Below are 25553 nucleotides of genomic sequence, written 5' to 3'. Positions count from 1 at the left end.
CCCCGCACGGGTCAGGACAGCAGCCGGAGTTGCACGAGGACCAGCCATGTCTCGGGGCCCGGCTGTACCTGCGCGGCGCGGACCGCGTAGTGGCCGGGAGCGAGCGTGAGGCGTACGTGGTCGGTGCCGGCGGAGTGCGGGCCGGGCCATGCCGCGTCGAACAGCAGGACCGTGCCCGGCACCTTCCACTGCACCTCGCTCTGCCATGGGGCAGTGTGCAGCGCGGCCGGGACACTCGCCAGCAGCTCCGGCTCCGAGTCCCCGGCGATCCAGCGGACGAGGGTGCCGTGCTCGGGAAGGTAGGCGGTCGCGGCGGGCTCGTCACCGAGGACCAGGGCCGCGGCGTCGCCGACCGGGAGGAGTCCCAGAAGTCCTTCCACCTCGCAGGCCCGGTCGTAGTCCGAAGCCGTCTCCTCGCCGTCGGCGCCGGTCCAGAAAGGCAGCACCGCCTCCGGCACCGCGATGAGCGGCCCGCCGCCCGACTCCACCCACTCGACCGTTCCCGGCTCCGCGTATCGCACCATGCGCAGAACCTACCGGGTGGGCCCTCGTGCCGGACCGAGGGGTTCAGCATCCGCAGTCGTCGGCGCCCACGGGTGCGGTCAGCGGGTCGGGGGCACGGCGCTCGCGGCCGTGCCGGGTCTCGTACTCGAGGCCCTCACGCGCCCAGTACTCGAATCCGCCGAGCATCTCCTTGACGCTGTAGCCGAGTTCGGCGAGGGCGAGCGCCGCGCGGGTCGCACCGTTGCAACCGGGGCCCCAGCAGTACGCCACGACCGGCAACGACGGATCCAGGAGCTCGGCGGCGCGCTCGGGGACGAGAGCGGTGGGCAGGTGCAGCGCGCCGGGGACACGGCCCTGGTCCCAGGCCTCGGCGGAGCGTACGTCGACGAGGACGATCCCGGGGTCGCCGGCGGCGAGAGCGGCGGCCAGGTCGGAGACGTCGGTGTAGAGGGCGAGGCTCGCGCGGAAGTGGGCCACGGCCTCGGCCGGGGAGGCGGGGGCAACGCGCAGAACAGGGTTCACGGTGGTGGTCATGAGAGAGAAACTACGGCCGCGTGGTCCGGTCCTGAAGTGAGGATCCTCGGCCTGTGTCTTGATCGGCCGGGGATTTCCCTGCTACTTCTCCTACATGACCGAGCATTCCCCGGACGCCACGGACTGGCGCATTCTCGAGGTCCTCCAACGGGACGGACGGGCCAGTTTCGCCGAACTCGCGCGTGCCGTCTCGATGTCCGCGAGCGCGGTCACCGAGCGGGTGCACCGGCTGGAGGAGGCCGGGATCATCCAGGGCTACGCGGCGGTGGTGGACCCGGAGCGGCTCGGCCTGCCGATCCTGGCGTTCGTGCGGCTGCGCTACCCGACCGGCAACTACAAGCCGTTCCACGACCTCGTCGGCGCGACGCCCGAGATCCTCGAGGCACACCATGTGACGGGCGACGACTGTTTCGTCATCAAGGTCGCCGCCCGCTCGATGCGGCATCTGGAGGAGGTGTCGGGCCGGATCGGCGTGCTCGGCTCGGTGACCACCAGCGTCGTCTACTCCTCGCCGCTGCCGCGCCGCCCGCTGGGGCGGTAACCGGCCTCAGCGCGTCCCGCGCTCCCGCAGCTCCGAACCCGACCGTCCCTTGACGATCTCCAGCTGGGCGTGTATCCGGCGCCGCAGATCGGCGACATGACTGACGATGCCGACGCTGCGGTCGCGTTCACGCAGGGAGTCCAGGACGTCCAGGACCTCGTCGAGGGTCTGGTCGTCGAGACTTCCGAAGCCCTCGTCGATGAAGAGGGTGTCCAGCCGGACCCCGCCCGCCTCGTCGGTGACGACGTCCGCCAGACCGAGCGCGAGGGCGAGCGAGGCGAAGAAGGTCTCGCCGCCCGAGAGGGTCGCGGTGTCCCGTTCCCGTCCTGTCCAGGCGTCCACGACATGCAGTCCGAGGCCGCTGCGGCCACGTCCGGTGCGGTCGTCGGAGTGGACGAGGGTGTAGCGGCCGGACGACATGCGGTGCAGCCGTACGGTCGCGGCGGCGGCGACCTGTTCCAGCCGGGCGGCGAGGACGTACGACTCCAGGCGCATCCGGCGTTCGTTGTCCGCGGAGGTGCCGGCGGCGAGACCGGCCATGCGGGCCACTCGGTCGTACTCCTCGCGCAGCGGCCCCAGTCGGAGTACCGATGCGGTGGCCCGCGCGGAGAGCCGGTCGAGTTCGGCGCAGCGCCGGGCGGCGGCATCACGCGCGGAGGCCGCCTCCCGCACCCTGCGCCCGGCGGCGTCGGCGGCCTGTTGCGCGGTGGCCAGGGCGGCGGGCGGCTGCTGTGCTGCGGCAGCGGTCTCCGGTTCGGCAAGGACGGCCCGTACGGCGGCCTCCTCGTGCTGCCAGTCGTCCAGGCGGCGCTGGAGGTCGCGGTGGGCCGCGTCGTCCAGCAGGGCCTCGGCGGCGGCCTGCGGGGTGTCGAAGCCCGCGCGGAAGGCGGCGTCGGCGAGTCGGGCGTCGGCCTTCTTCAGCCGCTGCGCCGCGTCCTCGGCGGCGCGAGCGGCGTCGGAGGCGTCCGTGAGTCGCGTGACGCTCCGCTCCAGCTGCTCGGCGCGCGCGGCGACGCTGGTGGCATCTCCCCGCGCCTGGGTCAACTCCACTTCCAGGGTGGCGCGTTCCCCGTCCAGTCGCTCACGGTGACCCACCCGGGACGCGGCCCGAACCGCCGCCTCGCGCTGGGCGGCGACCCGCAGTTCGTGCTCGTGCTCCGCACGGCGCAACTGCTCCTGTGCGGAGTGCAGCACGGAGGCGTCGTCCCGCGCCTGCGCGTACTGCTGTTCCAGTTCCTCGACCGCGCGGGAGAGTTGTTCGGTGCTGGTGTCCCCGGCTTCCGCGCTCGCGGCGGCCAGTGCCTCCCGTACGACGCCGAGCCGCTGCTCGGCCTCCGTGCGGTGGTCCTCCGCACGCTGGTGGTCAGCGAGGGCACGCTCCTCCGTCTCGCGGCCGACGTGTCCCTCGACCATGCGGGCCGGAGCGGGGTGCTCGGTGGCGCCGCAGACGGCACAGGGTTCGCCGTAGGTGAGGCCGGCGGCCAGCTCGGCGGCGATCCCGTTCAGCCGCTGTTCCTTGAGGTCGAGCCAGTGCTGCCTGGCCGCGAGTGCCCGCTCCCGGGCGGCGCGGGCCTGCTCGGCGGCCGTTTCCGTGTCCTCGACGAGCTGGTCCCGCATCCGCGCGGCGTTCAGCCGCTGCCGTGCGGGATCGCGCCGCAGGGCGAGTTCACCGGCCCGGGTCGCGGCCTGCTGAGCGGACTCGACGCGGCTCTGCAGACCGGCGCGGGTCCCCTCCCAGTCGGCGAGCCATGCCTCCGCGTCCTGAAGGACCTCCTCGTCCGCACGTTCCTGACGGTCCAGGCCGGCGCGCTCGCCGAGGAGTTCGGTCAGCCGTCGCTCGGCGCGGCGGGCGGATTCCAGCCCGCCCAGCTCCTCCGCTGCCCGACGGGCGGCGGCCGCGAGCCCGGCCGCTCCCGCGTCCGCGAGGGACACCGGAAGCATGGCTCGCGTCTGCAGCTCGGTGGCGGCCGCGCGCCGGTGCTCGGCCTCGGCTGAGTCACGCAGTTCCAGGGTGGGGGCCACGGTCTCCGCCTTGCGGGCGCGCTCCATGCGGATCTGTGCCTCCCGGTGGGCGCCCGACCGCTCCTCGAGCCGCGCCGCTCGCTCCCGCGCCTCTGCGAACCGGCGTTGCAGCCGGTCCCGTTCGCGTGTGCCCTCCAGGGCTCGCTCGGCACCGGCCAGGTCGGACTCGGCGGCGGTCAGGCGGCAGTGGGCGACGGCGAGCTCTTCGCGTGCGGTGCTGCGGGCGACGGCCGCCGCGCACAGCACGGCCTCGGCCAGGCCCGGCTCGCCGGGCGTCAGCTCGGGCAGCTCCATGGTGCCGGCCGCGGCCTGCTGCATCCGGTGGGCGTCGGCCAGCAGGTCGGCGTCGCCGTCACGCACCCGGGACTCGGCGTCGCGCCGGCGCTCCGCGAGGCGCTTCTCCACGTCGGCGAAGCGGCGCGTGTCGAAGAGGCGGCCCAGCAGCTTGCCACGGGCTTCGGCATCGGCGCGCAGGAAGCGTGCGAAGTCGCCCTGAGGCAGCAGTACGACCTGGCAGAACTGCTCCCGGTTCATGCCGAGGAGCTGGGTGATCTCCTCGCCGATCTCCTGGTGCGACCGGCTGAGGTCCTTCCAGGTCCCCGAGACGGCGTCGCGTTCGCGCAGCCAGGTCTGGGCCTTGTCCAGGGTGGTACCGGTGCCGCGCTTCTTGGGGCGTTCCCAGGGCGGTTGCCGGGTGATCTCCAGCCGGCGTCCGGCGACGGTGAGTTCGAGGGTGACCTCCGCGCGGGTGCCCGGGGCGGCGTGGTCGCTGCGCAGCATCATGCCCTGGCCGCTCTGCCGGGCCCCGGGGACTGAGCCGTACAGCGCGTAGCAGACGGCGTCCAGGACCGAGGTCTTGCCGGCGCCGGTGGGGCCGTGCAGCAGGAACAGTCCCGCGGCGGACAGCTCGCCGAAGTCGACGCTCTGGGTGCTGCCGAACGGCCCGAAGGCGGTGATGTCCAGCCGGTGCAGCCTCATCGCGCCACCTCCCGTACCGCGTCGTCCGCGCGGACCGCGTCGAAGGCGTCCCGCAGGACGGTCCGTTCGTGTGCGTCGGGGCCGGTGCCGCGCACGTGGGTGACGAAGTCCTCGGCGATCTGCTGGTCGTCGCGGCCGGCGAGGCGGCGGGCGTAGGAGATCTCGGGGTCGGCGGCCGTGCGGGCCGGGTCGAAGACGAGGCTCAGGGTGTGCGGGAAGCGGTCGGTGAGTCGGGCCATCGGGTCGGCGGGGCGGACCGGGTCGGTGAGCGTGGCCTCGACCCACGCCTCCTCGTGCCGTGTCAGCGCGGGGTCGGCGAGCAGGTTCTCCAGGGTGCCGCGGATCCGGGCCAGCGCGCGGGGCACGGGGCAGTCGACGCGCTCGGCGGTGACCGCCCCGTCGGCGGCCAGGTCGATGAGCCACATCGTCTTGCGGTGGGTGGCCTCGGAGAAGGAGTACGGCAGCGGGGAGCCGGAGTAGCGCACGCGCCCGGATATGGTCTGACACCCGTGCAGATGGCCGAGCGCCACATAGTCGACGCCGTCGAAGACCCCGGCGGGCACGGCGGCCACCCCGCCCACGGTGATGTCCCGCTCACTGTCGCTGGGTTCGCCCCCGGTGACGAAGGCGTGGGCGAGGACGACGGAGCGGGTGCCGGGCGCGCGGCCGGCGAGGTCCGCGCGGACGCGGTCCATGGCGGCGGCGAGCACCGTCTCGTGGCCGGCCCGCTCCACCGCGAACTCGTCCCTCACGAGGGCGGGTTCCAGGTAGGGAAGCCCGTAGAAGGCGACGTCCCCGTGGCCGTCGGACAGCACCACGGGCGTGCCGCACGCGGACGGTTCGGTCCGCAGGTGGATGCCGGCCCGTCCCATGAGGCCGGCGCCGACGCCGAGGCGGCGGGCCGAGTCGTGGTTCCCGGAGATCATCACCGTCGGCACACCGAGGCCGGCGAGACGGTGCAGGGCGTCGTCGAACAGCTCGACCGCGGCGAGCGGCGGCACCGCGCGGTCGTACACGTCTCCCGACACGACCACCGCGTCCACCCCGTGCTCACGCACGGTGGTGACGAGGTGGCCGATGAACTCGGCCTGGGCACCGAGCATGCCGATCCGGTGGAAGGACCGGCCGAGGTGCCAGTCGGAAGTGTGCAGCAGTCTCATGATTCCCGCAGGGTAACCGCCGGGTCCGACAGCACGGGCGGTTCCTCCCGTATCGCTCCGTCATGCCCCGGTCGGGATTCACCGGTTATCGCCGGATGCGCCCCTTTGGCGACCTGGTGCGGACCGGTCACGCGTCCCCGTACGCCTCCCCGCCCAGTTCGAACCCGGCCGTCCCCGCGGTCGCGTCGGCGAGCCAGGCGCGGAAGGCCGGCACGTCGGCGTCCGGGAGGCCGATCCCGATCCTGACCTCCTCGCCGTAGTGCACGTCGCGCACCTCGCGTCCGGTGGCGCGCAGGTCGTTCTGGACCTTCCCGGCCCGCTGGTGGTCGACGGTCACCGTCGCGAGCCGGAAGCGCCGCCGGGTGACGGTGCCGAGGGTGTCCAGGGCCTCTCCGACGGCACCGCCGTAGGCGCGGATGAGGCCGCCCGCACCGAGCTTGACGCCGCCGTAGTAGCGGGTGACGACGGCGACGACGTACCGCATGTCGCGGCGGAGCAGCATCTGGAGCATGGGGACGCCGGCGGTGCCGCCGGGCTCGCCGTCGTCGTTGGCCTTCTGGGTGGAGGCGTCGGTGCCGATGACGTAGGCGAAGCAGTTGTGCGTGGCGTCGGCGTGCTTCTTGCGGACGGCGGCGACGAAATCCTGCGCCTCCTGCTCGGTGGCCGCCGGGGCGAGGGCGCACAGGAAGCGGGAGCGGTTGATCTCGGTCTCGTGCACGCCCGCGCGGGCGACAGTGCGGTACTCGTCCTGCATCCGGCCAGCCTATGCGGCGCCGCGCGGGCGGACCGTCCCGGCTACCGCTTCCCGCCCCGGGGCACGGTCAGCGACGTCAGCAGGGCGGTGTGCGGGGCGAGGGCCCGCCATGCGGTGCCGCGCCAGGAGAGTACGGCGATCGCGGAGGTCGGGAACTTGGTGCGGACCCGCTCCAGGCTGTCGTCCAGGCCTTCGCCGGCCAGTGTCAGGACGAGATCCTCCAGCCCCGGGTTGTGGCCGACCAGCAGCAGCGTCTCGACCTCGGCCGGCACCTCGTGGATCACGGCCAGCAGCTCGGGGACGTCGCCGTGGTAGAGGCGCGGGTCGAGACGGACCTGCGGGCGTGTGCCCCATTGCGCGGCGGCCAGCTCCCAGGTCCGGCGGGCGCGTACGGCGGTGGAGCACAGCGCGAGGCCGGGCAGGCAGTCGGCCTCGACGAGCGCGCGTCCGGCGGCGGGTGCGTCCCGGTGGCCGCGCGCGGCGAGAGGGCGTGCGTGATCGGCGACGCCCTCCGGCCGGGCGGACTTGGCGTGGCGCAGGAGGACCAGTCGCCGCAGTGGTCCCGCGCCGGCGCGTTCGCTCATGCCGGGGATCCCAGATCGCGGGTGAGGTCGAGGCCGAGCAGGCGGTCGGCGTAGGCGTAGGTCTCGAAGCGGGCGCCGTCCGCCAGGTCCGGGTCCTTCTCCACCGCACGGAGCACGCTCAGCATCCCTGCCGCGTCCAGGTCGTCCTCCCACGCGGTGCGCAGGTCCGCGCGCACCGTGTCGGGGACGGGCCGCGAGGGCCGGTGCGCCCAGGCCGCGACCACGCGGCGCCAGCGGTCCAGGGTGTCTCCGGCGTCGCCCAAGGCGGCCGGGCCGACCGTCGCTGGTTCGTTTCTGGGGTGTGCGAGGAGGGCCAGGCGCAGGACGGCGGGGTCGGTGTCCTCCGGTGCGCCGGGTGCCTCCCAGCACACGGGTGCCACGGCGACGCGCACCCCGTCGGGGGTGTGGCCGCTCTCGCTCACCACATGCAGCACCTGCGCCTCGCCCAGACCGGCACCGGAGTCCCTGTCGACCTCGAAGGGACGGACCCCGAGGGCCGCACCGGCCGCGCGGAGCCCCGCCTGCTGCCGCTCGCCGGTGAGCAGCGCCCACACGGGCGTGCCTCCGAGCTCCAGGGCGCGGACGAGCAGATCGGCGACGAGCAGCAGGCGCAGGTTCGTCGCGTCGAGTCCCTGGGTGTGTGCCTCGACACGGGTCAGGCCCCGCCGGGTGGGGGCGGCGTCGACGGGCTGGCCGGTTCGGGCGTCGGTGATGCGCAGCACGAGGCGAGCGTAGGCGCGCGAGCGGGCCTGCGCAGGTATCTCGGCCGCTTTTCGGGGCGCCGTACGCGGATCCCGGTGCCGGGTGGTCCGGCTGCCGGTACAGTCCACCGCCCTCGGGAGGCCGGGCGGCACCGGGAATCACCGTGCGTCCCGCTTCGTTGTGCGCAGTGAGAGTGCTCTTTCACGACCCCCCGGAGGGCGACGTGTACGGCGACGAGGCAACGGTCCGCAAGATCCTCACCGGACTCGGTGACACCTGGGCCGTGGTGGGCCTGTCGTCGAACCGGCAGCGCGCCGCGTACGGCGTCGCGCAGGTGCTCCAGCGGTTCGGCAAGCGCGTGGTGCCGGTGCACCCGAAGGCGGAGACGGTGCACGGCGAGCAGGGTTACGCCTCGCTCGCGGACATCCCCTTCGAGGTGGATGTCGTGGATGTGTTCGTCAACAGCGACCTGGCGGGTGCCGTCGCGGACGAGGCGGTGGCCAAGGGCGCCCGGGCGGTGTGGTTCCAGCTCGACGTCATCGACGAGGCGGCCTACGACCGGACCCGCGCGGCGGGCCTGGAGATGGTGATGGACCGCTGCCCCGCGATCGAGATACCGCGGCTCGGTTAGGGCCTGCTCCGAGGGCGCCACGCCGCCATAATGGCGCGATGACCCAGAGCTTTCCGCAAGCCAACTCCCCTGCCCCGCAACGCTTTCCTGTCGTCGTCGTGGGCGCCGGGCCCGCCGGTCTCACCGTCGGTGGCATCCTGCGGGCGGCCGGTCTGGACTGCCTGGTCCTGGAGACCGAGACCCGGGAGTTCATCGAACGCCGGCCCCGGGCCGGGGTGATCGAGGAATGGGCGGTACGCGGCCTGGAGCGGCGTGGCCTCGTGGAGAACCTGCTGGAGCGGGCCGAGCTGCACACCGCGTGCGAGTTCCGTTTCGACGGGCAGCGGTACCGGTTCCCGTACCAGGAGCTGACGGGCAGCCATCACTGGGTCTATCCGCAGCCGTTACTGGTGACGGACCTGGTGCGCGCGTACGCGGACGTGCGCGGCGGGCAGATCCGCTTCGGCGTGCGGGACGTACGGCTGCATGATCTGGACGGCGACCGTCCGTCGGTGTCGTACCTCTGCCCGGAGACCGGGCGGCGGGAGGTCGTGTCCTGTGAGTTCGTCGCGGGCTGCGACGGAGCCCGCGGCGTGACGAGGGCGTCCGTCCCGCCGGGGCGGGCCCGCGTCGCGCGGCACGACTACGGCATCGGCTGGCTGGCCCTGCTCGCCGAGGCACCGCCGTCCGCCGACCGTGTCCTGTTCGGCTGCCACCCCGACGGCTTCGCCGGTCAGATGCCCCGCAGCCCCGAGGTGACCCGCTACTACCTCCAGTGCGCGCCCGGCGACGACCCGGACACCTGGTCGCACGAGCGTGTCTGGGCGGCGCTGCGGCACCGGCTCGGCGCGGCGGGGGCGGCTCCGCCGGCCGAGGGGCGGCTGATCGAGAAGCGGGTGCTGGACATGCACGACTACGTCACCGAGCCGATGGTGTTCGGGCGGCTCTTCCTGGCCGGGGACGCGGCGCACCTGGTCGCACCGATCGCCGCCAAGGGCCTGAACCTCGCCCTGCACGACGCGTTCCTGCTCGGCGACTCCCTGGCCGCCCGGCTCACGGGGGGTGACGACAGCGGACTGGCCGGCTACTCCCAGGACTGTCTGCGGCGGGTGTGGGACTACCAGGAGTTCTCGCAGTGGCTCTCGGAGCTGTACCACGGCTCAGCGGCGGGGGACCCGTTCCGCGCGGGCACCGCCCTCGCCCGGCTGCGCCGCCTGTTCACCTCCCCCACCGCCGCTGCCGCCTTCGCCGAGCAGTATCTGGGCACGGCGGCGCGGTACTGAGACCGGGAACGCCAGCCGTGCCGCGTGGCAGGTGGCGTACGGGGGCCGGTCAGTCGTGCGGGGGCCGGCCGTCGATCCGATGGTCGGCCACGCTCAGCGCCTCGTCCACCAGGCGTCGCAGGTGGCCGTCGCGCAAGGAGTAGATCACCCGGCGGCCCTCCTTGCGGGTGTCCACCAGCCCCGCGAGACGCAGCCGCGCGAGATGCTGGCTGACCGCCGGCCTCGCCGCCCCGCAGGCCTCGGTGAGCGTGGTGACATCGGCCTCGCCGCCGCCCAGAGCGTGCAGCAGGCTCAGCCGGGTGCGGTCGCCGAGGAGCGCGAGGAGCTCCGCCGCGAGCGCGAACTGCTCCTCGCCGGGAGTGTGCGGGTGCGCATCGTCGGCAGGTGACAGGTGCATGCGTGCGCTCATACGCACATAATGGCTCCGTGGACACCACCGCGTCCACCCCGCGCGCACCGGAAGGGGAACGATCGTGAGCGACCGGCACCACCACGACCACCCGCACCACCGGACTTCTCCGCTTCACCGCCTCGCCCATCTCCTCGCCCCCCACTCCCACGAGACCGCCGACAAGCTCGACTCCGCCCTGGAGTCCTCGGCCCGGGGCATGCGCGCGCTGTGGGTCTCGCTGGCAGTGCTCGGTGCGACGGCCCTGGCGCAGGCGGCCGTGGTGGCCGTCTCGGGCTCGGTGGCACTGCTCGGAGACACGGTGCACAACGCCGCGGACGCCCTCACCGCCGTACCGCTGGGGATCGCCTTCGTACTGGGGCGGCGTGCGGCCAACCGCCGCTTCACCTACGGCTACGGGCGGGCCGAGGACCTGGCGGGCATGGTCATCGTGCTGATGATCGCCGCGTCCGCGGCCTTCGCCGGCTGGACGGCCCTCGGCCGGCTGCTGGATCCGCGCCCCGTCGAGTACGTCCCGGTGGTCGCCGTCGCGGCGCTCGTCGGATTCGCGGGCAACGAGTGGGTGGCCCGTTACCGCATCCGCGTCGGACGTGCCATCGGCTCGGCCGCGCTGGTCGCCGACGGGCTGCACGCCCGGACGGACGGGTTCACCTCCCTGGCCGTGCTGCTGAGCGCCGGCGGTGCGGCATGGGGGTGGCGGTACGCGGACCCGGTGGTGGGGCTGGCGATCACTGCGGCGATCGCCCTGGTACTGCGGGACGCCGCGCGGGAGGTGCTGCGGCGGGTGATGGACGCCGTGGATCCCGCGCTGGTGGACCGGGCCGAGCGGGCGCTGACGGGGGTCCCGGGTGTGCGCGGGGTCGGCGAGCTGCGGCTGCGCTGGATCGGCCACCGGCTGCGCGCCGAGGTGGCGGTCGTGGTGGACGGCGAGGCCTCGGTGCGTGAGGCGCATCGCATCGCGGTCGACGCCGAGCACGCGCTGCTGCACGCCGTTCCCCGGCTGACCGCGGCCCTGGTCCACGCCGACCCGGAACCGGTGCCGGGCGCGGTGGACCCGCATCTGCCGCTGGCCCACCACGCGGTGAGGTGATCCCCCTCAGGCCACCCCGAGCCCTTCCAGTACGACCGCTCCCGGCAGCTCGGCGAACGCCTTGCCCGGCACCAGCAGCTTGCCGCGCCGCCGTCCGCTGCCGACGAGTACGTACGGCAGGTCCACGACGGCCGCGTCCACCAGCACCGGCCAGTCCCCCGGGAGTCCCACCGGGGTGATGCCGCCGTACTCCATGCCGGTCACCCCCGTCGCCGTGTCCATCGGGGCGAAGGAGGCCTTGCGGGCGCCGAGGTGACGGCGTACGACGCCGTTGACGTCGAGCCGGGTGGTGGACAGCACGACGCACGCGGCGAGCGTGCTCCCGCCGCCTCGCCTGCCCGCCACCACCACGCAGTTCGCCGACCGCTCCAGCAGGTGCCGGCCGTAGAGCTCGACGAAGACGGCGGTGTCGGCCCAGCGCGGGTCGGTGTCGACGTAGAGGATCCGGTCCGCGGATACGCTTCCGCTCCAGCCACGGACGGCGGCGGCGACCGGGCCGGTGAGCTCGTCGAGGCACTCGGGTGCGGGGGTGGCGTGCTCGAAGTCTCCGATGGGTGCGCGCATGGCCGCACCGTAACAGCCGTCCGACGGCCGCCGGAGGGGTGCCTCAGCGCACCGGGGGCACCGACACGGCCATGATCATCTCCATCGGGACGTCGCCCCGATTGCCGTATGTGTGAGGTGTGTTGGCCTCGAAAGAGGCGCTGGCACCGGCCGGTACCCGGTACTCGGCCCCGTCGACGGTGAGCGTCAGCTCTCCTGACGTGACGTGGAGGAGTTCGACCGTGCCGGCGGGGTGCGGGTCGGAGTCGCTGCTCTCACCCGGCATGAGCCGCCAGTCCCACATCTCCAGCGGCCCCGGTGCCTCCGTGCCGGCGAGCAGCCGGTTGAAACTGCCGCCCTCGGTGTGCCACAGCCGCACGGCCTGGTCGACGGGGACGATCCGGACCTGCGGGCCCTGCTCGTAGTCGAGCAGCGTGGTGATGCTGACGCCGAGCGCGTCGCCGATCTTGACGACGGTGCCGATGCTCGGGTTGGTGCGGGCCTGCTCGATCTGGATGAGCATGCCGCGGCTGACACCCGCCCGGGCGGCGAGCGTGTCGAGCGTGAAGCCGCGCTCGGTGCGCCAGCGTCTGACGTTGCGCGCCAGCGACCGGGTCAGCAGGTCGAGGTCCGACACATTCCATCCATTCGGTTGAACATGGTGAATGACAGGGTTCAGTGTGCTCGACCACGGTGGGACGCACCCGCTCGTTCACCGCACTGTACTGCGCGGTCCGGTGCCGCCGCACCGGTCGGGGTGGGCAGCGCAGGCGGCCGCGGTTCGGGGGGACCACTGTCGCAGTGGCCGGTGTCGTCCTGGCCGGCGGTCCACGGTCCGGGGACACCCGGGTGCGGCGTCAGACGGTCCTCCCGACGGGGTCCGCCCTGGGAGGGTCGCTACCACCGGCGACGGCCTGTGGGGCCGGGCCACCGGGACCGGGCCACGCTCTCCTCGTCCAGCGGGGCCGGCGTCCGCCCCTCAGCTCCCGGGTTCCAGCTGGGCCAGCTGTGCCGGGCCGTCCGCGTCCAGTTCCGCGAGCCGGGCCACGCCCTCCTCGTCCAGCAGCGACAGCGCCCGCAACTGCTCCGGGGTCACATCCTCCGGGATCGGCACGGGCGCCGGGGTGCGCAGCGGCGGCTGCCAGCCGTCGGCGGGGGTCCAGCGGCGCACGACGCGGGCCGGAGCGCCCGCGACCACGGCATGGTCGGGCACCGTGCCCCGGACCACCGCGCCCGCCGCCACCACCACGTTCCGTCCGACCCGCGCGCCCGGCAGGATCACCGCGCCGGTACCGATCCAGCAGCCGGGGCCGATCTCGACCGGTTCCATCCGCGGCCACTGCTTGCCGATGGGTTCGTGCGGATCGTCGTAGGAGTGGTTGGTGGAGGTGACGTAGACATACGGCCCGAAGTAGCAGTCGCTGCCGATGGTGACGGTCGTGTCGGCGATGACATGGCTGCCGCGCCCCAGGACGACGCCGTCCCCGATGCGCAGGATCGGCTCGGGACCGAGGTCGAGACCGGGCATCAGACCGGCGGTGAGAGTGACCTGCTCGCCGACGATGCAGTGCGCGCCGATCCGGATCCAGGGTTCGCCGAACACCGTACCGAGCGGGAAGGCGAGCCTGGTACCTGTTCCCATCGCGGCGAAGCGGAAGCGGCCGGGGTGTTCAGCGGTGACCGAGCCCGTGCGCTGTACCCAGGCCCAGCCCGCGTGGACCGCGCGCTGCGCGAGGCGGCGCGGCCAGGGCGAGAACGTGTTCTTGCGCTTCGGCACCCGCTCACCGTAGTCGGCGGGGACCGCTCCGACGGGCCGACGCCCCTGTGATCTTCACCCCACCGGTTGGCGTACGGTTCCCTCATCACCCGACGAGGAGGCGACGATGACCCACCAGGCGCTGATCAGCGGCATCGGCGGCAAGGAGCCGCAGGTGGACCCGGACGCGTTCGTGGCGCCCACGGCCTCGGTGATCGGGGATGTGACTCTGCACGCGGGCGCGAGCGTCTGGTACGGGGCGGTGCTGCGCGGGGACGTGGAGCGGATCTCCGTCGGCGCGAGCAGCAACGTGCAGGACAACTGCACGCTGCACGCCGACCCGGGGTTCGCGGTCAGCGTGGGCGAGCGGGTCTCCATCGGGCACAACGCCGTGGTGCACGGGGCGACCGTCGAGGACGACTGTCTGATCGGCATGGGGGCGACGGTGCTCAACGGCGCCGTGATCGGCGCGGGGTCGCTGGTCGCCGCTCAGGCACTGGTGCCGCAGGGGATGCGGGTGCCGCCGGGGTCACTGGTCGCGGGGGTGCCGGCGAAGGTCCGGCGGGAGCTGACCTCCGAGGAACGGGAGGGGCTCACGCTCAACGGCACCATGTATGCCGAGCTGGCCGCGCTTCACCGGGCAGAGCACGGGGCGTGAGGTCGCGGGGGCTCCCTGGGCCTGGGTCGTGAGGGCCGGTGGTGATGTCTCCCGCGTCCTCTCCGAGCGCTTCTGGTCGGCGGCGACTGGTTCCAGGGCCGCTCTCCTCCGCCGAAGGACACGGACCACGTGCGCCGCTTCCGGAAGGACGCTCGGCGGTGGCGATGTGCTCCTCCGCCGACATGCCGGGGGAACGCCGCGCCCGGCCGGGCCGGCGGTGGCCGTCCGCCCTTGCGGCCGACGGCGCAACCGATCGAGTCGGCGATCACCACCCCGGCGGTGCGCGTGCGCCGAGGTCCACCGGGTCACTGTCACCGTGCTGTGGGGCTAGCGCGGAGGAGACCGGAATGATCTCCCCGGCAGCGGGAGGCCCGGGCTTTCCAGCCCGGTGAAAGCCCTCGCAGCGCGCAGACGGTGACCGCGGGAACGGCTCCGAGCCACTCCTGGACGTGGGCCGCCGCTCCCCCGGTCCACCGGTGCTGTGTTCGTCCCCGGTGCGCCGGACGACGGCACACCGGGCGAAGGCCACCGGTTCGGGCGGGTCTGCCCGACGCTCAGGCGTGCCAGCTCCATTCCGCCACCTCGGGCAGGTCCGTGCCGTACTCGCGGATCCACGCGTGGTGCCGGCTGCGCACGTCGGCCATCCGCTGCCGTACCGCGGCGGCGCGCACGGCCAGTCCGGGGACGCGGTCGATGACGTCCATGACCAGCCGGTAGCGGTCGAGATCATTGCGGACGACCATGTCGAACGGGGTGGTCGTGGTGCCGGACTCCTTGTATCCGCGCACGTGCAGGTGCGGGTGACCGGTGCGGCGGTAGGCGAGACGGTGGATCAGCCACGGATAGCCGTGGTAGGCGAAGATCACCGGCTTGTCGGCGGTGAAGAGACCGTCGTACTCGAACTCGGTCATGCCGTGCGGATGCTCCTCGCGGGGCAGCAGCCGGGCGATGTCGACGACGTTCACGACACGGACCGCGAGCTCCGGCAGATGGCGGCGCAGCAGCTGCGCGGCGGCCAGCACCTCCTGGGTGGGCACGTCACCGGCGCAGGCCAGTACGACATCGGGCTCGCCGCCGTTCTCGGTGCCCGCCCACTCCCAGATCCCGGCGCCCCGTGCGCAGTGGACGCGTGCCTCGTCCATCGACAGCCAGTCGTAGCAGGGCTGTTTGCCGGCCACGATCACGTTGACGTAGTCGCGGCTGCGCAGGGCGTGGTCCGCGACGGACAGCAGGGTGTTGGCGTCCGGCGGCAGATAGACCCGTACGACGTTGGGGCTCTTGTTGAGCACGTGGTCGACGAAGCCGGGGTCCTGGTGGGAGAAGCCGTTGTGGTCCTGGCGCCACACGTGCGAGGTGAGCAGGTAGTTGAGCGAGGCGATGGGTGCGCGCCAGGGCAGCTCGCGCGAGGTCTTCAGCCATTTGATGTGCTGGTTGACCATCGAGTCGACGATGTGCACGAACGCCTCGTAGCAGGAGAACAGTCCGTGCCGCCCGGTGAGGAGGTAGCCCTCGAGCCAGCCCTGGCAGAGGTGTTCGGAGAGGATCTCCATCACCCGGCCGTGCCGGTCGAGATGCTCGTCGACGTCGAGGGTGGCGGCCTGCCAGGCCTTGCCGCTGGCGTCGTAGACGGCCTGCAGCCGGTTGGAGGCGGTCTCGTCGGGGCCCACGAGCCGGAAGTCCCGCCGGCCGGCGGTGTCCCGCATGACCCGTTCCAGGAGGTCGCCGAGGACCCGGGTGGGCTCGTGCAGGGTGGCACCGGGCTTGTCGACGGGCACGGCGAAGTCGTCCAGGGACGGCATGGGCAGTTCCCGCACCAGCAGTCCGCCGTTGGCGTGCGGGGTGGAGCCGAGGCGCCGGGTGCCCTCGGGGAGAGGGGCGAGGACGTCCGCGACGGGCCGGCCCTCGTCGTCGAACAGTTCCTCGGGCCGGTACGACTTCAGCCACGCCTCCAGCTGCCGCAGGTGCTCGGGGTTCTCGCGCACGCCGGGGAGCGGCACCTGGTGGGCGCGCCACGTGCCCTCGACGGGCTGTCCGTCGACCTCCCGGGGGCCGGTCCAGCCCTTCGGGGTGCGCAGCACGATCATCGGCCAGCGGGGGCGCTCGGTGGCGCCGTCCTCGCGGGCGGCGCGCTGCGCCCGGGCGATGCGGTCCAGGGCGGTGTCCAGGGCGTGCGCCATCGCGCGGTGGACGTCGGCCGGGTCGTCGCCGCTCACATGGACCGGGTCGTGACCGTAGCCGCGCAGCAGGTCGTCGAGTTCGGGCTCGGGCAGGCGTGCCAGGACGGTCGGATTGGCGATCTTGTAGCCGTTGAGGTGCAGGATCGGCAGGACGGCGCCGTCGTGGACCGGGTCGAGGAACTTGTTGGAGTGCCAGGACGCCGCCAGCGGCCCGGTCTCCGCCTCGCCGTCACCGATCACACAGGCAACCAGCAGGCCGGGGTTGTCGAGGGCCGCGCCGTAGGCGTGGGCAAGGCTGTAACCGAGCTCGCCGCCCTCGTGGATGGAGCCGGGGACCTCGGGGGCGACGTGGCTGGGCACTCCGCCGGGGAAGGAGAACTGCCGGAACAGCCGGGCCATGCCCGCCGCGTCCCGGCCCACGTCCGGGTAGGTCTCGCTGTAGCTTCCCTCCAGCCACGAGTTGGCCAGCACGGAGGGGCCGCCGTGCCCCGGCCCCCAGATGCACACCGCGTCCAGTCCGCGTGCCGCGATCACCCGGTTCAGGTGGGTGTACACCAGGTTCAGGCCGGGTGAGGTGCCCCAGTGCCCGAGCAGCCGGGGCTTGATGTGCTCGGGCCGCAGGGGCTCGGTGAGCAGCGGGTTGGCCAGCAGGTAGATCTGGCCTGCCGCAAGATAGTTGGCGGCCCGCCAGTGTGCGTCCAGGGTGCGCAGTTCGTCGTCGCTCAGTACGGTCGGGTTGTCCTGGTCCTCAGGCATGCGTGACTCCGTGAATGGTCGGCCTGGACGGTCGGGCGGTGTCGGCGGGGAGGGCGGCAGGTCATGTCCCGGGGCGGGCGTCAGGAGCGGGGTACCAGTTTCCCGGGCTTCGATGCCCCTCGCACAACGGAACGGTGCCAAGTGGCGCACTCCACGCACCGGATACAGCGGACCGGCACGGGAGTCTCCGCCCGGGACATCCCACTCCGGTTCCGCTTCGGTACGGGCCGGGAGCGGAACGCCGCCGGTCTCCCGGACCGCGGCACGTTCGAACTACGTGACGGCCGAGTCCGGCCCGCCCGCCGCCCACGACCGGCCGACCCCACCGTTGCGGACGCAGCCGGCACCCGCGGGTACGGCGACGCCCGACGCCCCGGCCCGGTCACCGGGGAGCAGCCATGGCACGCCGCCGGCCGACCCGCCTCCGCCCGGTACCGGACGGGCCGCTTCTCCCCCTCGGCCATGACCGTCCGCACCCGCCGGTCGCGGGCGAGGACACCCGGACGCGGAGGCCTGGCCGGGGTGCTGAGCTCTCCGGCCTCCTCCGGCCGGAACCCGTCATCGCGGGCCCCCGCGTGCCGCGCCCGTCGCCGAGAGGTGTCCTGGAGAGCCGAGAGCATCGAGGGCCGCGGCGTTCGGCTCCTTCAGCCGTGGGTGACGACGGCGACCGGGGCGGCGCTGTGGTGCATCACCGCGTGGGTGATGGCCCCGATGTGCGCGCCGAGCGGGTTGCGACGGTTCCGGCGCCCGACGACCACCAGCGAGGACTCCGCGGAGGCCTCCACCAGGCGGACGGACGGGCTGCCCCCGAAGGACTCCTCGACGACCTCCACCTCCGGGTACTTCTCCCGCCAGGGGGCGAGCACCTTCGTCAGGTTCCCGGCCTGCTCCTGGGCGATGTCGTGGTACACGTCCGGAGCCGCCGCGAGGCCGTAGACGTAGTACGGCGGCAGGGCCCAGCCGTGCACGACGCGCAGAGCGGTGTCGCGCCGCCGGGCCTCGGCGAAGGCGAACTCGATCACCGAGTCGTGGGGCCGGTCCGCGTCCAGACCGAGGAGCACGGGCCGGTAGCGCGTAGCGGCGGACGGGATGCCGGCGGGGTCCGGTTCGTGCTCGTCGGCAGCCTGCTCGCCGGCGCGGACCAGGACGACGGGCTGCTCGGCACGGGCCACCACGACGAGTCCGACCGAGCCGACCAGGAACCCGCCGAAGCCGCCGAGCCCTCGCGAGCCGAGCACCAGCAGCTCGGCGTCCTCCGCGGCCTTGATCAGCACCTCGTACGGCATGCCGTCGATCTGCTCGTGGGTGACCTCGATGCCGGGGTGGCGCAGCCGCAGCCCGTCGGCGGTCTCGCGCGGCATCGTCACCCAGCGTTCAGGCGGAGGTGTCCCCGGCGAGGGGGCGGGCCGCCGGACGTGAAGCAGCCGCAGTGGCAGACCGCGCAGCGCCGCCTCGCGGGCCGCCCACTCGGCGGCGGCCCGGCTCTCACGCGAGCCGTCGAGGCCTACTGTGATGGTGCGGGTCATGGTGGGGTACCTCCTGGCATCGGGATGATCACCACGAGTCTCACCCGGAACCGCTCCCGGCGACAAGGGGCCCCAGGTCCCGGGCCGGCACCGAAGGACCCTGATGTGGCGGCCGAGAAGCCCCGGGCGGGGGCACGGGGCTGCGGCCCGGGGGCACGAGGCTGCGGCCAGGAAATCGCCTGCCCGGAATTATGGGCCGTCCGGCCCATGGCCCGGGAGCGACGGGCGGGGCGACCCTGGAGGGACAACGGCAGTACCGACGCCCGTCCGGGAGGCCCGTCATGTTCGCTCCCCCGTCCCCCAGTATGCCGCGCGCCCTGCCCGTCGAGCACCGGGCACGGCTTGTGCGGACCGCCCACGAGGTGTCCTTTCCCCAAGGGACCCGGTTGTTCGAGGAGGGCGGCCACGCGGACCGGTTCTGGGTGATCCGCACCGGCACCGTCGAACTCGACATGCATGTGCCCGGACGCCGGGCTGCCGTGATCGAACGTCTCGGACACAACGAACTCGTCGGCTGGTCCTGGCTGTTCTCCCCTCACGTGTGGCATCTGGGCGCCGAGGCGGCCACCCCGGTACGGGCGTACGAGTTCGACGCCGGGGCCGTCCTCGCGCTGTGCCAGGACGATCCCGCGCTGGGCCGGGACCTGACCCGGTGGGTGGGCGACGTGGTGGCCCACCGGCTGCACGCCTCCCGGGTCCGGCTGCTGGACCTCTACGGCCCCTACGGCGCCGGCACCGCCCGCTGAGAGACCCCTTGCCTTCTGCGGGACCGGGGTCAGCTGTTGGGGCGCAGGGTCCAGACGACGGTCATCTCGCCGGTGACCGCGCCGTCCTCGCGGCGGATGGCGATCGACACGGGGAACTCGGGACGACGGCCCTCGTCGAGTTCGGCGACGACCTCGGCGGCCGGGCGGCCGAGGGTCGCGGTGGCCGTGACCGGCCCCATCGCCAGCTTCTTGTAGGCGATCCCGGCGCGGACGGCCAGCGGTACGGCGCGCGAGAGCTGGTCCCCGAACGCGGCGAGGACGATCGCGCCGCTCGCGGACTCGCCCAGGGTGAACATGGCGCCGGCGTGCGGTCCGCCCACGTGGTTGTGGTAGTCGGCCTGGTCCGGCAGGGCCACCACGGCCCGCTCCGGCGTGGTCTCCAGGAACCGGAGGTCGAGGGTACGGGCCATCGGCACCGTGGCGGCGAGCATCTCGCCGATGGACATCTGCTCTGCGCTCATACCGAGATGTTACCCACCAGTAGATCCGGCCGGCCGGACCCCACGGCCTCCCGGTTGCTACGCCACCGTCAACGGGCAGTGACCCAATCGTGTCCGGGGCGCGGCTAGTGTTACTGCCCATGTGGCCAGGACAGCAGCCGCCCGGGGGCGAGCAGAACCCGCAGTCGAACAATCCGTACCAGCAGCCGGGGTACCAACAGCCGAATCCGTATCAGCAGCCGGGGTACCAACAGTCGAGCCCGTACCAGCAGCCGCAGTGGGGCGATCCGTCCACGGTCGGCATGCCCCAGCCGCCGCAGGGCGGGGGTGGCGGGAACCGGACGAAGCTGGTGGCGATCGTCGCGGCGACGGCCGTGGTCGTGGCCGCGGGGGTCACCGGGTTCCTGGTGCTCGGCGGTGACAAGGACGAAGAGGCGGACGGCAAGAAGGACGCCAAGCCGAGCGCGACCGCGTCCAAGGAGCCCTCCACCGAGCCGAGCGCCTCCGCCTCGGGGGGCAACCCGCGCGGTGGCGACGAGGAGAAGGCGACCGTCGCGGGCTGGCAGGTCGTCGTCAACACGCGCTTCGGCACCAAGTTCGACGTCCCCGCCGACTGGGAGATCGAGACTCCCGGTACCAGCGTGGGCTTCGAGTGGGAGGAGAAGGACGGTGAGATGGGCCGCACCACCGTCACCGCCCCGGCGTATCTGAAGTCGAAGTGGTGCACCAGCGACGACAACAAGGACGGCCGCGAGGAGGACACCGCCCTCGCCACCGCCGGCACCCGTGGGGAGAACGGTGCCAAGACCACGCAGGAGGCGGCGGAGACCCGGGTGCCGTGGTGGGTCTACGGCGGGTTCACGCAGCCGGACAAGAAGAGCATCAAGCAGGTGAAGCCGAAGGCCTACACCACCACGTCGGGCATCAAGGGCCACGTCGCCACGTCCTACTCGGTGAACACGCCGCAGAAGGGCAAGTGCGACAGCGACGGCAAGGCGATCGCGTTCGCCTTCAAGAACGGCGCCGGTGACTTCGTCACCTGGAACCTGTACGGGGCCAAGGGCGTCGACGAGGAGATCCCGGAGAAGACCGTGCAGAAGATCCTCAGCACGGTGCGCCTCACCGAGGAAGCTCCGACCGAGTCGTAGCAGGCCAGGGGCCGGCCATCCATTTGGCAAGTCGGCCCCGGCCCGGCGATAGTCACGGGGTGCCCACCACCGCCGACCGCCGCCGCCCCGCCTGGGCGGGCCGCAACTACTCCCTGCTGACCGCCGCCGCCGTGGTGACCAACCTGGGCAGCCACGGCGCGCTGATCGCCGCCGCGTTCGCCGTGCTCGGTGCGGGCGGCGACGGTGGCGACGTGGGTCTGGTGGCCGCCGCGCGCACGCTGCCGCTGGTGCTGTTCCTGCTGATCGGCGGCGCCGTCGCGGACCGGCTGCCGCGGCACCGGGTGATGGTCGCGGCCAATGTCCTGAACTGTCTCTCGCAGGCCGCGTTCGCGGCGCTGGTCCTGGCGGGCGAGGCCCAGCTGTGGCAGATGATGATGCTCAGCGCGCTCGGCGGCACGGGTCAGGCGTTCTTCAATCCGGCGGCCGAGGGCATGCTGCTGTCCTCGGTGCAGGGCGAGCAGGCCGGCCGGGCGTTCGCGGTGTTCCGGATGGCGATGCACGGAGCGACCCTCGGCGGCGCCGCGCTCGGCGGTGCCATGGTGGCCGCGATCGGACCCGGCTGGGTGCTGGCGGCGGACGCCGCGGCCTTCGCCGTCGCCGCGGCGCTGCGGGCGTTCCTCGATGTGAAGCACATACCGCCGCGCCGCCCGGGCGGGGGCATGCTCGCCGATCTGAAGGAGGGCTGGCGGGAGGTCATCGGCCGACCGTGGCTGTGGGGCATCGTCGTCCAGTTCTCCCTCGCCAACGCGGTGGTCGGCGCGGCCGACGCGGTCTACGGGCCTCTCGTCGCCCGGGACCACCTGGGCGGCGCCGCGCCGTGGGGCGTGGCCCTGGCCTTCTTCGGCGGGGGAACGGTGATGGGCGCGCTGCTGATGACCCACTGGCAGCCGCGCCGTCTGCTGCTCGTCGGCACCCTGTGCGTGTTCCCGCTGGCCCTGCCGTCCGCCGCACTCGCCGTGCCGGCACCAGTGGGGGTGCTGTGCGCGGTGATGTTCGTGACCGGTGTGTCCGTGGAGGTGTTCGGCGTCTCCTGGATGACCGCCCTGCACCAGGAGATCCCGGAGGAGAAGCTGTCCCGGGTCTCGGCGTACGACTGGTTCGGCTCGGTCGCGCTGGTGCCGGCGGCGATGGCACTGGCGGGTCCGGCGGAGACGGCGTTCGGCCGCCCGGAGGCGCTGTGGGGCTGCGCCGCACTGGTGGTGGTCGCCACGGCGGCGGTCCTGTGCGTCCCCGACGTCCGCAGTCTGCGCCGCCGGACCCGCCACGTCTCGGGCACGCCTCACCCGCCGAAGGATGCGGAACGCCCCGCCCGGGAACTCGGGCAGGCGCCCCAGGACTGAGTCACGGTCCGGCGTGTCCACCGCCGCACCGGACCTCACCGGCCCCGTGCGCGTCAGCCGATGCCGAACGCTCCGGCGGGGGGCTCGGGTGACGGTACGGCGTCCTCGTCCCGCACCGGGAGCGCGCCGCGCATGAAGTCCCGCAGCGCGGCGCCGTGTACCACCCGGGCCGGGAAGACGTCGGCGGCGGTGGCCCGGGACAGGCCGGCGATGTCCAGAGGGCGGTGGGACCCGGCGAGGACCGCGTTGCCGAAGCGGCGGCCGCGCAGCACCCCCGGCTCGGCGATCAGCGCCAGTTCTTCGAACCGGGTCCCGAGAGTCGCCAACTGGGAGCGCAGGAAGGTGAACGGGGCCGCGTCCGCGAGGTTGGCGAGGTAGACCCCGCCAGGACGCAGGATCCGCGCGGCCTCACGGACGTAAGTGACGGAGGTCAGATGCGCCGGCACCCGCGAGCCGCCGAAGACGTCGGCGATCAGGACGTCCGCGCTGTCGTCGGGGGCCGTCTCCAGCCAGGCCAGGGCATCCGCCGCGTGCAGCGTGATCCCGGCGCCGGCGGGGAGGGGCAGTTCCTCGGCGACCAGTTCCAGCAGTTCCCCGTCGACCTCCACCACGTGCTGCCGGGAGCCGGGCCGGGTGGCGGCCAGGTAGCGGGGCAGGGTGAGCGCACCACCGCCCAGGTGCAGGGCGTCCAGGGCCGGTCCCGGCGCGGCGAGGACGTCCAGGACGTGCCCGAGCCGCCGGACGTACTCGAACTCCAGATGCGTCGGCTCGTCCAGGTCGACGTACGACTGCGGCGCCCCGTCGACGGTCAGCAGCCAGGCGCGTTCCCGGTCCACGTCGGGCATCAGCTTGGCGGTACCGTGACCGACGGCGCGGGTCACGGGGATGGGTTCGCTCACCGCTCCATTGTCCCCGCCGTCCGTACGAGCGGCTGTCCGCCCCCGCCACGGGAGCGGACAGCCGTCCGCGGCTCAGCCGACCGACGTCACGGTGCCGGCCCCGACCGTGCGTCCGCCCTCACGGACGGCGAAGCCGAGTCCGGACTCCAGGGGCACGTCCCGTCCCAGCTCGACGGTCACCGTGACCGTGTCCCCGGGCCGGGCCACGGCCACCTCACCGAGGTCGACGTCACCCACGACATCAGCCGTGCGGATGTAGAACTGCGGGCGGTAGCCGGTCGCCACCGGTGTCGTACGGCCGCCTTCGCGTGCCGACAGCACGTACACCTGCGCCGTGAAGCGCCGGCTCGGCACCACGCTGCCCGGCGCGGCCACCACATGTCCGCGCCGCACCGCGTCCCGCGGCACCCCGCGCAGCAGCAGCGCCACGTTGTCCCCGGCCTGCGCCTCCTCCATGGGCTTGCCGAAGGTCTCCAGGCCGGTCACCACGGTCTCCACCTCCGCGCCGAGCACCTCGACCCGGTCGCCGACCCGGATGGTGCCGCGCTCCACCGCGCCGGTCACGACGGTGCCCCGGCCGGTGATGGTGAGCACGTTCTCCACCGGCAGCAGGAACGGCGCGTCCAGATACCGCTCGGGCATCGGGACATAGGTGTCCACCGCGTCGAGCAGCGCCTCGACCGACGCCGTCCAGCGCGGGTCGCCCTCCAGTGCCTTCAGCCCGGAGACCCGTACGACGGGCGCGGACTCGCCGCCGTAGCCGTGCGCGGAGAGCAGGTCGCGGACCTCCAGCTCGACCAGGTCGGTCAGCACGGCATCCTCGCCGTCGTCCACGGCGTCCGCCTTGTTGAGCGCGACCACGATGTGGTCGACGCCCACCTGACGGGCGAGCAGGACGTGCTCGGCGGTCTGCGGCATGATCCCGTCCAGTGCGGAGACGACGAGGATCGCCCCGTCGAGCTGCGCGGCGCCGGTGACCATGTTCTTGACGTAGTCGGCGTGGCCGGGCATGTCCACGTGTGCGTAGTGCCGGGTGCCGGTCTCGTACTCGACGTGCGCGATGTTGATGGTGATGCCGCGGGCGGCCTCCTCCGGCGCCCGGTCGATGCGGTCGAACGGGACGAAGCTGCCGGACCCGCGCTCGGCGAGGACCTTGGTGATGGCGGCGGTCAGGGTGGTCTTGCCGTGGTCGACATGGCCCATCGTGCCGATGTTCAGATGCGGTTTGGTGCGGACGTACGCCGTCTTGGACATGGCGGTACCTCGAAGCCTCTCGATGGTGACGCGTGGTGACGCGTGATGGCCCCGGGCGCGGCGGTTCGGCGCGCGGCCGGGACGGGGACCCCGGGAACCTGTCCGACCCTCCCCCTGGGGGGTCCGCCGGACGATCCGGGGAGGGTCAGCTTCGGGCGCCGTCGACTGCTGCGAGGACAGCGGGAACGGCAGCCTTCGGGGCATCCGCGACCGCGGATGCTGCGAGGTGGAAGGCGTACCGGAACATGGCATCGATCCTTGCCGACAAGTCACCCCGCGTCGAACGGTTTTACGCGCCCGCCCCCACGCCCGCGCCCGCCCCGCCCCTACGGGCCGATGTTCTTCAGCGCTTCCCGCACCGACAGCGGCGCGAACCGCCCTTCCTCGCGCGCGAGGAACGCCCGTACGGCGTGCGGATCGGTCTTGGCATACTCGCGCAGGCACCAGCCGATGGCCTTGCGGACGAAGAAGTCCTGGTGGCCCGACTGGCGCAGGCAGTAGCCGAAGAGGCGTCCGGTGTCGGTGCGCTCCTTGAAGCGCAACTGGTGGAGGAGGGCGGTGCGGACGAGCCACATGTCGTCGTCGCCGATCCACTCGTCCATGGCGTCGGTGAGCCCCGGGTCGGCGGCGACCAGCGCCCCGACGACGTGCGCGGCGAGCAGGTCGACGGTGTCCCACCACGGGACCGTGGTCGCGAGATGCCGGGTGACGGGCAGAAAGCCGGAGGAGCAGTGCCGCACGTGGCGGCGCAGGTAGTCCACGGCGAAGTAGTGGTACTCACGCTCGGGCAGCTCCCAGCAGCGCAGGGCGACGGCCGTACAGTCGGTCTCGTCGGGCCGGGGAAGTCCCGCCGTGACGGTGCGGGACAGGGCGCGGCGGACCGGGGTGGTCAGGCCCAGGAAGGGGGCGACGCCCTTCATGTACGCCCGCATGACCGGGGCCCGCTCCGGATCGGCCGCCCGCCCGTAGATGGTCGTGAGCCGCTCCAGCACCGTGTCGGCGAGCGGGCTGCCCGGTGGACGCGGTGTGGCCGGCGCCGTCCCGTCTCCTGTGACGCGCATGAGACGAACACTACGGCGATCACACACATATGTCGG

The 25553-nt window shown here is 73.2% G+C and carries 25 protein-coding genes; 8 read left to right on the top strand and 17 right to left on the bottom strand.

Features of this window, described 5'->3' with window-relative positions:
• Window positions 1-11: 11 nt before the first annotated feature.
• Both ACZ5C2_RS33395 and ACZ5C2_RS33390 read right to left on the bottom strand, forming a co-directional pair.
• Complete coding sequence (locus ACZ5C2_RS33395) at window positions 12-524, bottom strand: immunity 21 family protein (protein WP_468799710.1); 513 nt, start codon at window positions 522-524, stop codon at window positions 12-14.
• A 43-nt stretch (window positions 525-567) separates the two neighbouring features.
• On the bottom strand, window positions 568-1038 hold the full coding sequence (locus ACZ5C2_RS33390) for a rhodanese-like domain-containing protein (protein ID WP_468799708.1): 471 nt from the start codon (window positions 1036-1038) through the stop codon (window positions 568-570).
• Between the two features lie 94 nt (window positions 1039-1132).
• Here ACZ5C2_RS33390 and ACZ5C2_RS33385 point away from each other — a divergent pair, with 94 nt between their 5' ends.
• Window positions 1133-1579 carry an Lrp/AsnC family transcriptional regulator gene (locus ACZ5C2_RS33385; RefSeq protein WP_468799706.1) on the top strand — a complete coding sequence of 149 codons (447 nt, stop codon included), beginning with the start codon at window positions 1133-1135 and terminating at the stop codon, window positions 1577-1579.
• A 6-nt stretch (window positions 1580-1585) separates the two neighbouring features.
• Here the strand turns inward: ACZ5C2_RS33385 and ACZ5C2_RS33380 are convergent, their stop codons facing one another.
• The 5 genes from ACZ5C2_RS33380 to ACZ5C2_RS33360 form a co-directional block, all read right to left on the bottom strand.
• Entirely contained in the window at window positions 1586-4579 is a 2994-nt protein-coding gene (locus tag ACZ5C2_RS33380) for an AAA family ATPase (protein WP_468799704.1), read from the bottom strand.
• Window positions 4576-5739 carry an exonuclease SbcCD subunit D gene (locus ACZ5C2_RS33375; protein WP_468799702.1) on the bottom strand — a complete coding sequence of 388 codons (1164 nt, stop codon included), beginning with the start codon at window positions 5737-5739 and terminating at the stop codon, window positions 4576-4578. Before ACZ5C2_RS33375 ends, ACZ5C2_RS33380 begins: the two co-directional genes overlap by 4 nt.
• 127 nt (window positions 5740-5866) lie before the next feature.
• Entirely contained in the window at window positions 5867-6493 is a 627-nt protein-coding gene (locus ACZ5C2_RS33370; protein WP_468799700.1) for a YigZ family protein, read from the bottom strand.
• A gap of 41 nt (window positions 6494-6534) precedes the next feature.
• Window positions 6535-7077, bottom strand: coding sequence for a SixA phosphatase family protein (locus ACZ5C2_RS33365; protein WP_468799698.1), 543 nt, complete (start codon window positions 7075-7077; stop codon window positions 6535-6537).
• Window positions 7074-7799: a hypothetical protein gene (locus ACZ5C2_RS33360; protein WP_468799696.1), complete on the bottom strand. Its 726-nt coding sequence runs from the start codon at window positions 7797-7799 to the stop codon at window positions 7074-7076. The genes ACZ5C2_RS33365 and ACZ5C2_RS33360 overlap by 4 nt, the downstream gene beginning before the upstream one ends.
• 203 nt (window positions 7800-8002) lie before the next feature.
• Between ACZ5C2_RS33360 and ACZ5C2_RS33355 the strand changes: the two genes are divergently transcribed.
• Window positions 8003-8410, top strand: a complete 408-nt coding sequence (locus tag ACZ5C2_RS33355; RefSeq protein ID WP_468799790.1) for a CoA-binding protein — start codon at window positions 8003-8005, stop codon at window positions 8408-8410.
• 38 nt (window positions 8411-8448) lie between these two features.
• The gene (locus ACZ5C2_RS33350) at window positions 8449-9672 is read left to right on the top strand and encodes a 4-hydroxybenzoate 3-monooxygenase (RefSeq protein ID WP_468799694.1); all 1224 of its coding nucleotides are present in this window, start codon (window positions 8449-8451) and stop codon (window positions 9670-9672) included.
• 49 nt (window positions 9673-9721) lie between these two features.
• On the opposite strand, the gene ACZ5C2_RS33345 is transcribed toward ACZ5C2_RS33350, so the two are convergent.
• On the bottom strand, window positions 9722-10081 hold the full coding sequence (locus tag ACZ5C2_RS33345; RefSeq protein WP_468799692.1) for an ArsR/SmtB family transcription factor: 360 nt from the start codon (window positions 10079-10081) through the stop codon (window positions 9722-9724).
• A gap of 64 nt (window positions 10082-10145) precedes the next feature.
• On the opposite strand from ACZ5C2_RS33345, the gene ACZ5C2_RS33340 reads away from it, so the two are divergent.
• On the top strand, window positions 10146-11171 hold the full coding sequence (locus ACZ5C2_RS33340; RefSeq protein ID WP_468799690.1) for a cation diffusion facilitator family transporter: 1026 nt from the start codon (window positions 10146-10148) through the stop codon (window positions 11169-11171).
• Between the two features lie 6 nt (window positions 11172-11177).
• Here the strand turns inward: ACZ5C2_RS33340 and ACZ5C2_RS33335 are convergent, their stop codons facing one another.
• The 3 genes from ACZ5C2_RS33335 to ACZ5C2_RS33325 all read right to left on the bottom strand — a co-directional run bounded on the left by ACZ5C2_RS33335 (window position 11178) and on the right by ACZ5C2_RS33325 (window position 13491).
• Entirely contained in the window at window positions 11178-11735 is a 558-nt protein-coding gene (locus ACZ5C2_RS33335) for a YbaK/EbsC family protein (protein ID WP_468799688.1), read from the bottom strand.
• 43 nt (window positions 11736-11778) lie between these two features.
• Window positions 11779-12351, bottom strand: a complete 573-nt coding sequence (locus tag ACZ5C2_RS33330) for a helix-turn-helix domain-containing protein (protein ID WP_468799686.1) — start codon at window positions 12349-12351, stop codon at window positions 11779-11781.
• 342 nt (window positions 12352-12693) lie between these two features.
• Complete coding sequence (locus tag ACZ5C2_RS33325) at window positions 12694-13491, bottom strand: acyltransferase (RefSeq protein ID WP_468799684.1); 798 nt, start codon at window positions 13489-13491, stop codon at window positions 12694-12696.
• Between the two features lie 106 nt (window positions 13492-13597).
• Here ACZ5C2_RS33325 and ACZ5C2_RS33320 point away from each other — a divergent pair, with 106 nt between their 5' ends.
• Window positions 13598-14128: a gamma carbonic anhydrase family protein gene (locus ACZ5C2_RS33320; RefSeq protein ID WP_468799682.1), complete on the top strand. Its 531-nt coding sequence runs from the start codon at window positions 13598-13600 to the stop codon at window positions 14126-14128.
• 554 nt (window positions 14129-14682) lie between these two features.
• On the opposite strand, the gene ACZ5C2_RS33315 is transcribed toward ACZ5C2_RS33320, so the two are convergent.
• The gene (locus tag ACZ5C2_RS33315; protein WP_468799680.1) at window positions 14683-17061 is read right to left on the bottom strand and encodes a phosphoketolase family protein; all 2379 of its coding nucleotides are present in this window, start codon (window positions 17059-17061) and stop codon (window positions 14683-14685) included.
• 644 nt (window positions 17062-17705) lie between these two features.
• Window positions 17706-18587, bottom strand: coding sequence for a universal stress protein (locus ACZ5C2_RS33310; RefSeq protein WP_468799678.1), 882 nt, complete (start codon window positions 18585-18587; stop codon window positions 17706-17708).
• Window positions 18588-18868: 281 nt separating this feature from the next.
• Here ACZ5C2_RS33310 and ACZ5C2_RS33305 point away from each other — a divergent pair, with 281 nt between their 5' ends.
• Complete coding sequence (locus ACZ5C2_RS33305; protein WP_468799676.1) at window positions 18869-19333, top strand: cyclic nucleotide-binding domain-containing protein; 465 nt, start codon at window positions 18869-18871, stop codon at window positions 19331-19333.
• Between the two features lie 29 nt (window positions 19334-19362).
• Here ACZ5C2_RS33305 and ACZ5C2_RS33300 read toward each other — a convergent pair whose 3' ends face one another.
• Window positions 19363-19815 (bottom strand): DUF4442 domain-containing protein, encoded by a 453-nt coding sequence (locus ACZ5C2_RS33300; protein WP_468799674.1) that lies wholly within the window; start codon window positions 19813-19815, stop codon window positions 19363-19365.
• Window positions 19816-19934: 119 nt separating this feature from the next.
• Here ACZ5C2_RS33300 and ACZ5C2_RS33295 point away from each other — a divergent pair, with 119 nt between their 5' ends.
• Together ACZ5C2_RS33295 and ACZ5C2_RS33290 are read left to right on the top strand one after the other, a co-directional pair.
• On the top strand, window positions 19935-20942 hold the full coding sequence (locus ACZ5C2_RS33295; protein ID WP_468799672.1) for a DUF8017 domain-containing protein: 1008 nt from the start codon (window positions 19935-19937) through the stop codon (window positions 20940-20942).
• 59 nt (window positions 20943-21001) lie between these two features.
• Entirely contained in the window at window positions 21002-22303 is a 1302-nt protein-coding gene (locus ACZ5C2_RS33290) for an MFS transporter (RefSeq protein ID WP_468799671.1), read from the top strand.
• Window positions 22304-22356: 53 nt separating this feature from the next.
• On the opposite strand, the gene ACZ5C2_RS33285 is transcribed toward ACZ5C2_RS33290, so the two are convergent.
• From ACZ5C2_RS33285 to ACZ5C2_RS33275, 3 genes are all read right to left on the bottom strand, one after another.
• Window positions 22357-23202, bottom strand: coding sequence for a spermidine synthase (locus ACZ5C2_RS33285; RefSeq protein ID WP_468799670.1), 846 nt, complete (start codon window positions 23200-23202; stop codon window positions 22357-22359).
• Window positions 23203-23274: 72 nt separating this feature from the next.
• Window positions 23275-24456, bottom strand: coding sequence for an elongation factor Tu (tuf, locus tag ACZ5C2_RS33280; protein WP_468799668.1), 1182 nt, complete (start codon window positions 24454-24456; stop codon window positions 23275-23277).
• A gap of 326 nt (window positions 24457-24782) precedes the next feature.
• Window positions 24783-25517, bottom strand: coding sequence for a DNA alkylation repair protein (locus tag ACZ5C2_RS33275; RefSeq protein WP_468799666.1), 735 nt, complete (start codon window positions 25515-25517; stop codon window positions 24783-24785).
• Between the last annotated feature and the right edge of the window lie 36 nt (window positions 25518-25553).

It is taken from the genome of Streptomyces sp. NPDC031365 (assembly GCF_055569765.1).
This window is presented reverse-complemented; position numbering and strand designations above follow the sequence as displayed.

What these genes read in the sequence shown, in the direction of transcription:
- ACZ5C2_RS33395 (WP_468799710.1), bottom strand. Translation starts at nt 524, where the DNA reads ATGGTGCGATACGCGGAGCCGGGAACGGTCGAGTGGGTGGAGTCGGGC.
- ACZ5C2_RS33390 (WP_468799708.1), bottom strand. Translation starts at nt 1,038, where the DNA reads ATGACCACCACCGTGAACCCTGTTCTGCGCGTTGCCCCCGCCTCCCCG.
- ACZ5C2_RS33385 (WP_468799706.1), top strand. Translation starts at nt 1,133, where the DNA reads ATGACCGAGCATTCCCCGGACGCCACGGACTGGCGCATTCTCGAGGTC.
- ACZ5C2_RS33380 (WP_468799704.1), bottom strand. Translation starts at nt 4,579, where the DNA reads ATGAGGCTGCACCGGCTGGACATCACCGCCTTCGGGCCGTTCGGCAGC.
- ACZ5C2_RS33375 (WP_468799702.1), bottom strand. Translation starts at nt 5,739, where the DNA reads ATGAGACTGCTGCACACTTCCGACTGGCACCTCGGCCGGTCCTTCCAC.
- ACZ5C2_RS33370 (WP_468799700.1), bottom strand. Translation starts at nt 6,493, where the DNA reads ATGCAGGACGAGTACCGCACTGTCGCCCGCGCGGGCGTGCACGAGACC.
- ACZ5C2_RS33365 (WP_468799698.1), bottom strand. Translation starts at nt 7,077, where the DNA reads ATGAGCGAACGCGCCGGCGCGGGACCACTGCGGCGACTGGTCCTCCTG.
- ACZ5C2_RS33350 (WP_468799694.1), top strand. Translation starts at nt 8,449, where the DNA reads ATGACCCAGAGCTTTCCGCAAGCCAACTCCCCTGCCCCGCAACGCTTT.
- ACZ5C2_RS33345 (WP_468799692.1), bottom strand. Translation starts at nt 10,081, where the DNA reads ATGAGCGCACGCATGCACCTGTCACCTGCCGACGATGCGCACCCGCAC.
- ACZ5C2_RS33335 (WP_468799688.1), bottom strand. Translation starts at nt 11,735, where the DNA reads ATGCGCGCACCCATCGGAGACTTCGAGCACGCCACCCCCGCACCCGAG.
- ACZ5C2_RS33320 (WP_468799682.1), top strand. Translation starts at nt 13,598, where the DNA reads ATGACCCACCAGGCGCTGATCAGCGGCATCGGCGGCAAGGAGCCGCAG.
- ACZ5C2_RS33315 (WP_468799680.1), bottom strand. Translation starts at nt 17,061, where the DNA reads ATGCCTGAGGACCAGGACAACCCGACCGTACTGAGCGACGACGAACTG.
- ACZ5C2_RS33310 (WP_468799678.1), bottom strand. Translation starts at nt 18,587, where the DNA reads ATGACCCGCACCATCACAGTAGGCCTCGACGGCTCGCGTGAGAGCCGG.
- ACZ5C2_RS33305 (WP_468799676.1), top strand. Translation starts at nt 18,869, where the DNA reads ATGTTCGCTCCCCCGTCCCCCAGTATGCCGCGCGCCCTGCCCGTCGAG.
- ACZ5C2_RS33300 (WP_468799674.1), bottom strand. Translation starts at nt 19,815, where the DNA reads ATGAGCGCAGAGCAGATGTCCATCGGCGAGATGCTCGCCGCCACGGTG.
- ACZ5C2_RS33295 (WP_468799672.1), top strand. Translation starts at nt 19,935, where the DNA reads ATGTGGCCAGGACAGCAGCCGCCCGGGGGCGAGCAGAACCCGCAGTCG.
- tuf (WP_468799668.1), bottom strand. Translation starts at nt 24,456, where the DNA reads ATGTCCAAGACGGCGTACGTCCGCACCAAACCGCATCTGAACATCGGC.
- ACZ5C2_RS33275 (WP_468799666.1), bottom strand. Translation starts at nt 25,517, where the DNA reads ATGCGCGTCACAGGAGACGGGACGGCGCCGGCCACACCGCGTCCACCG.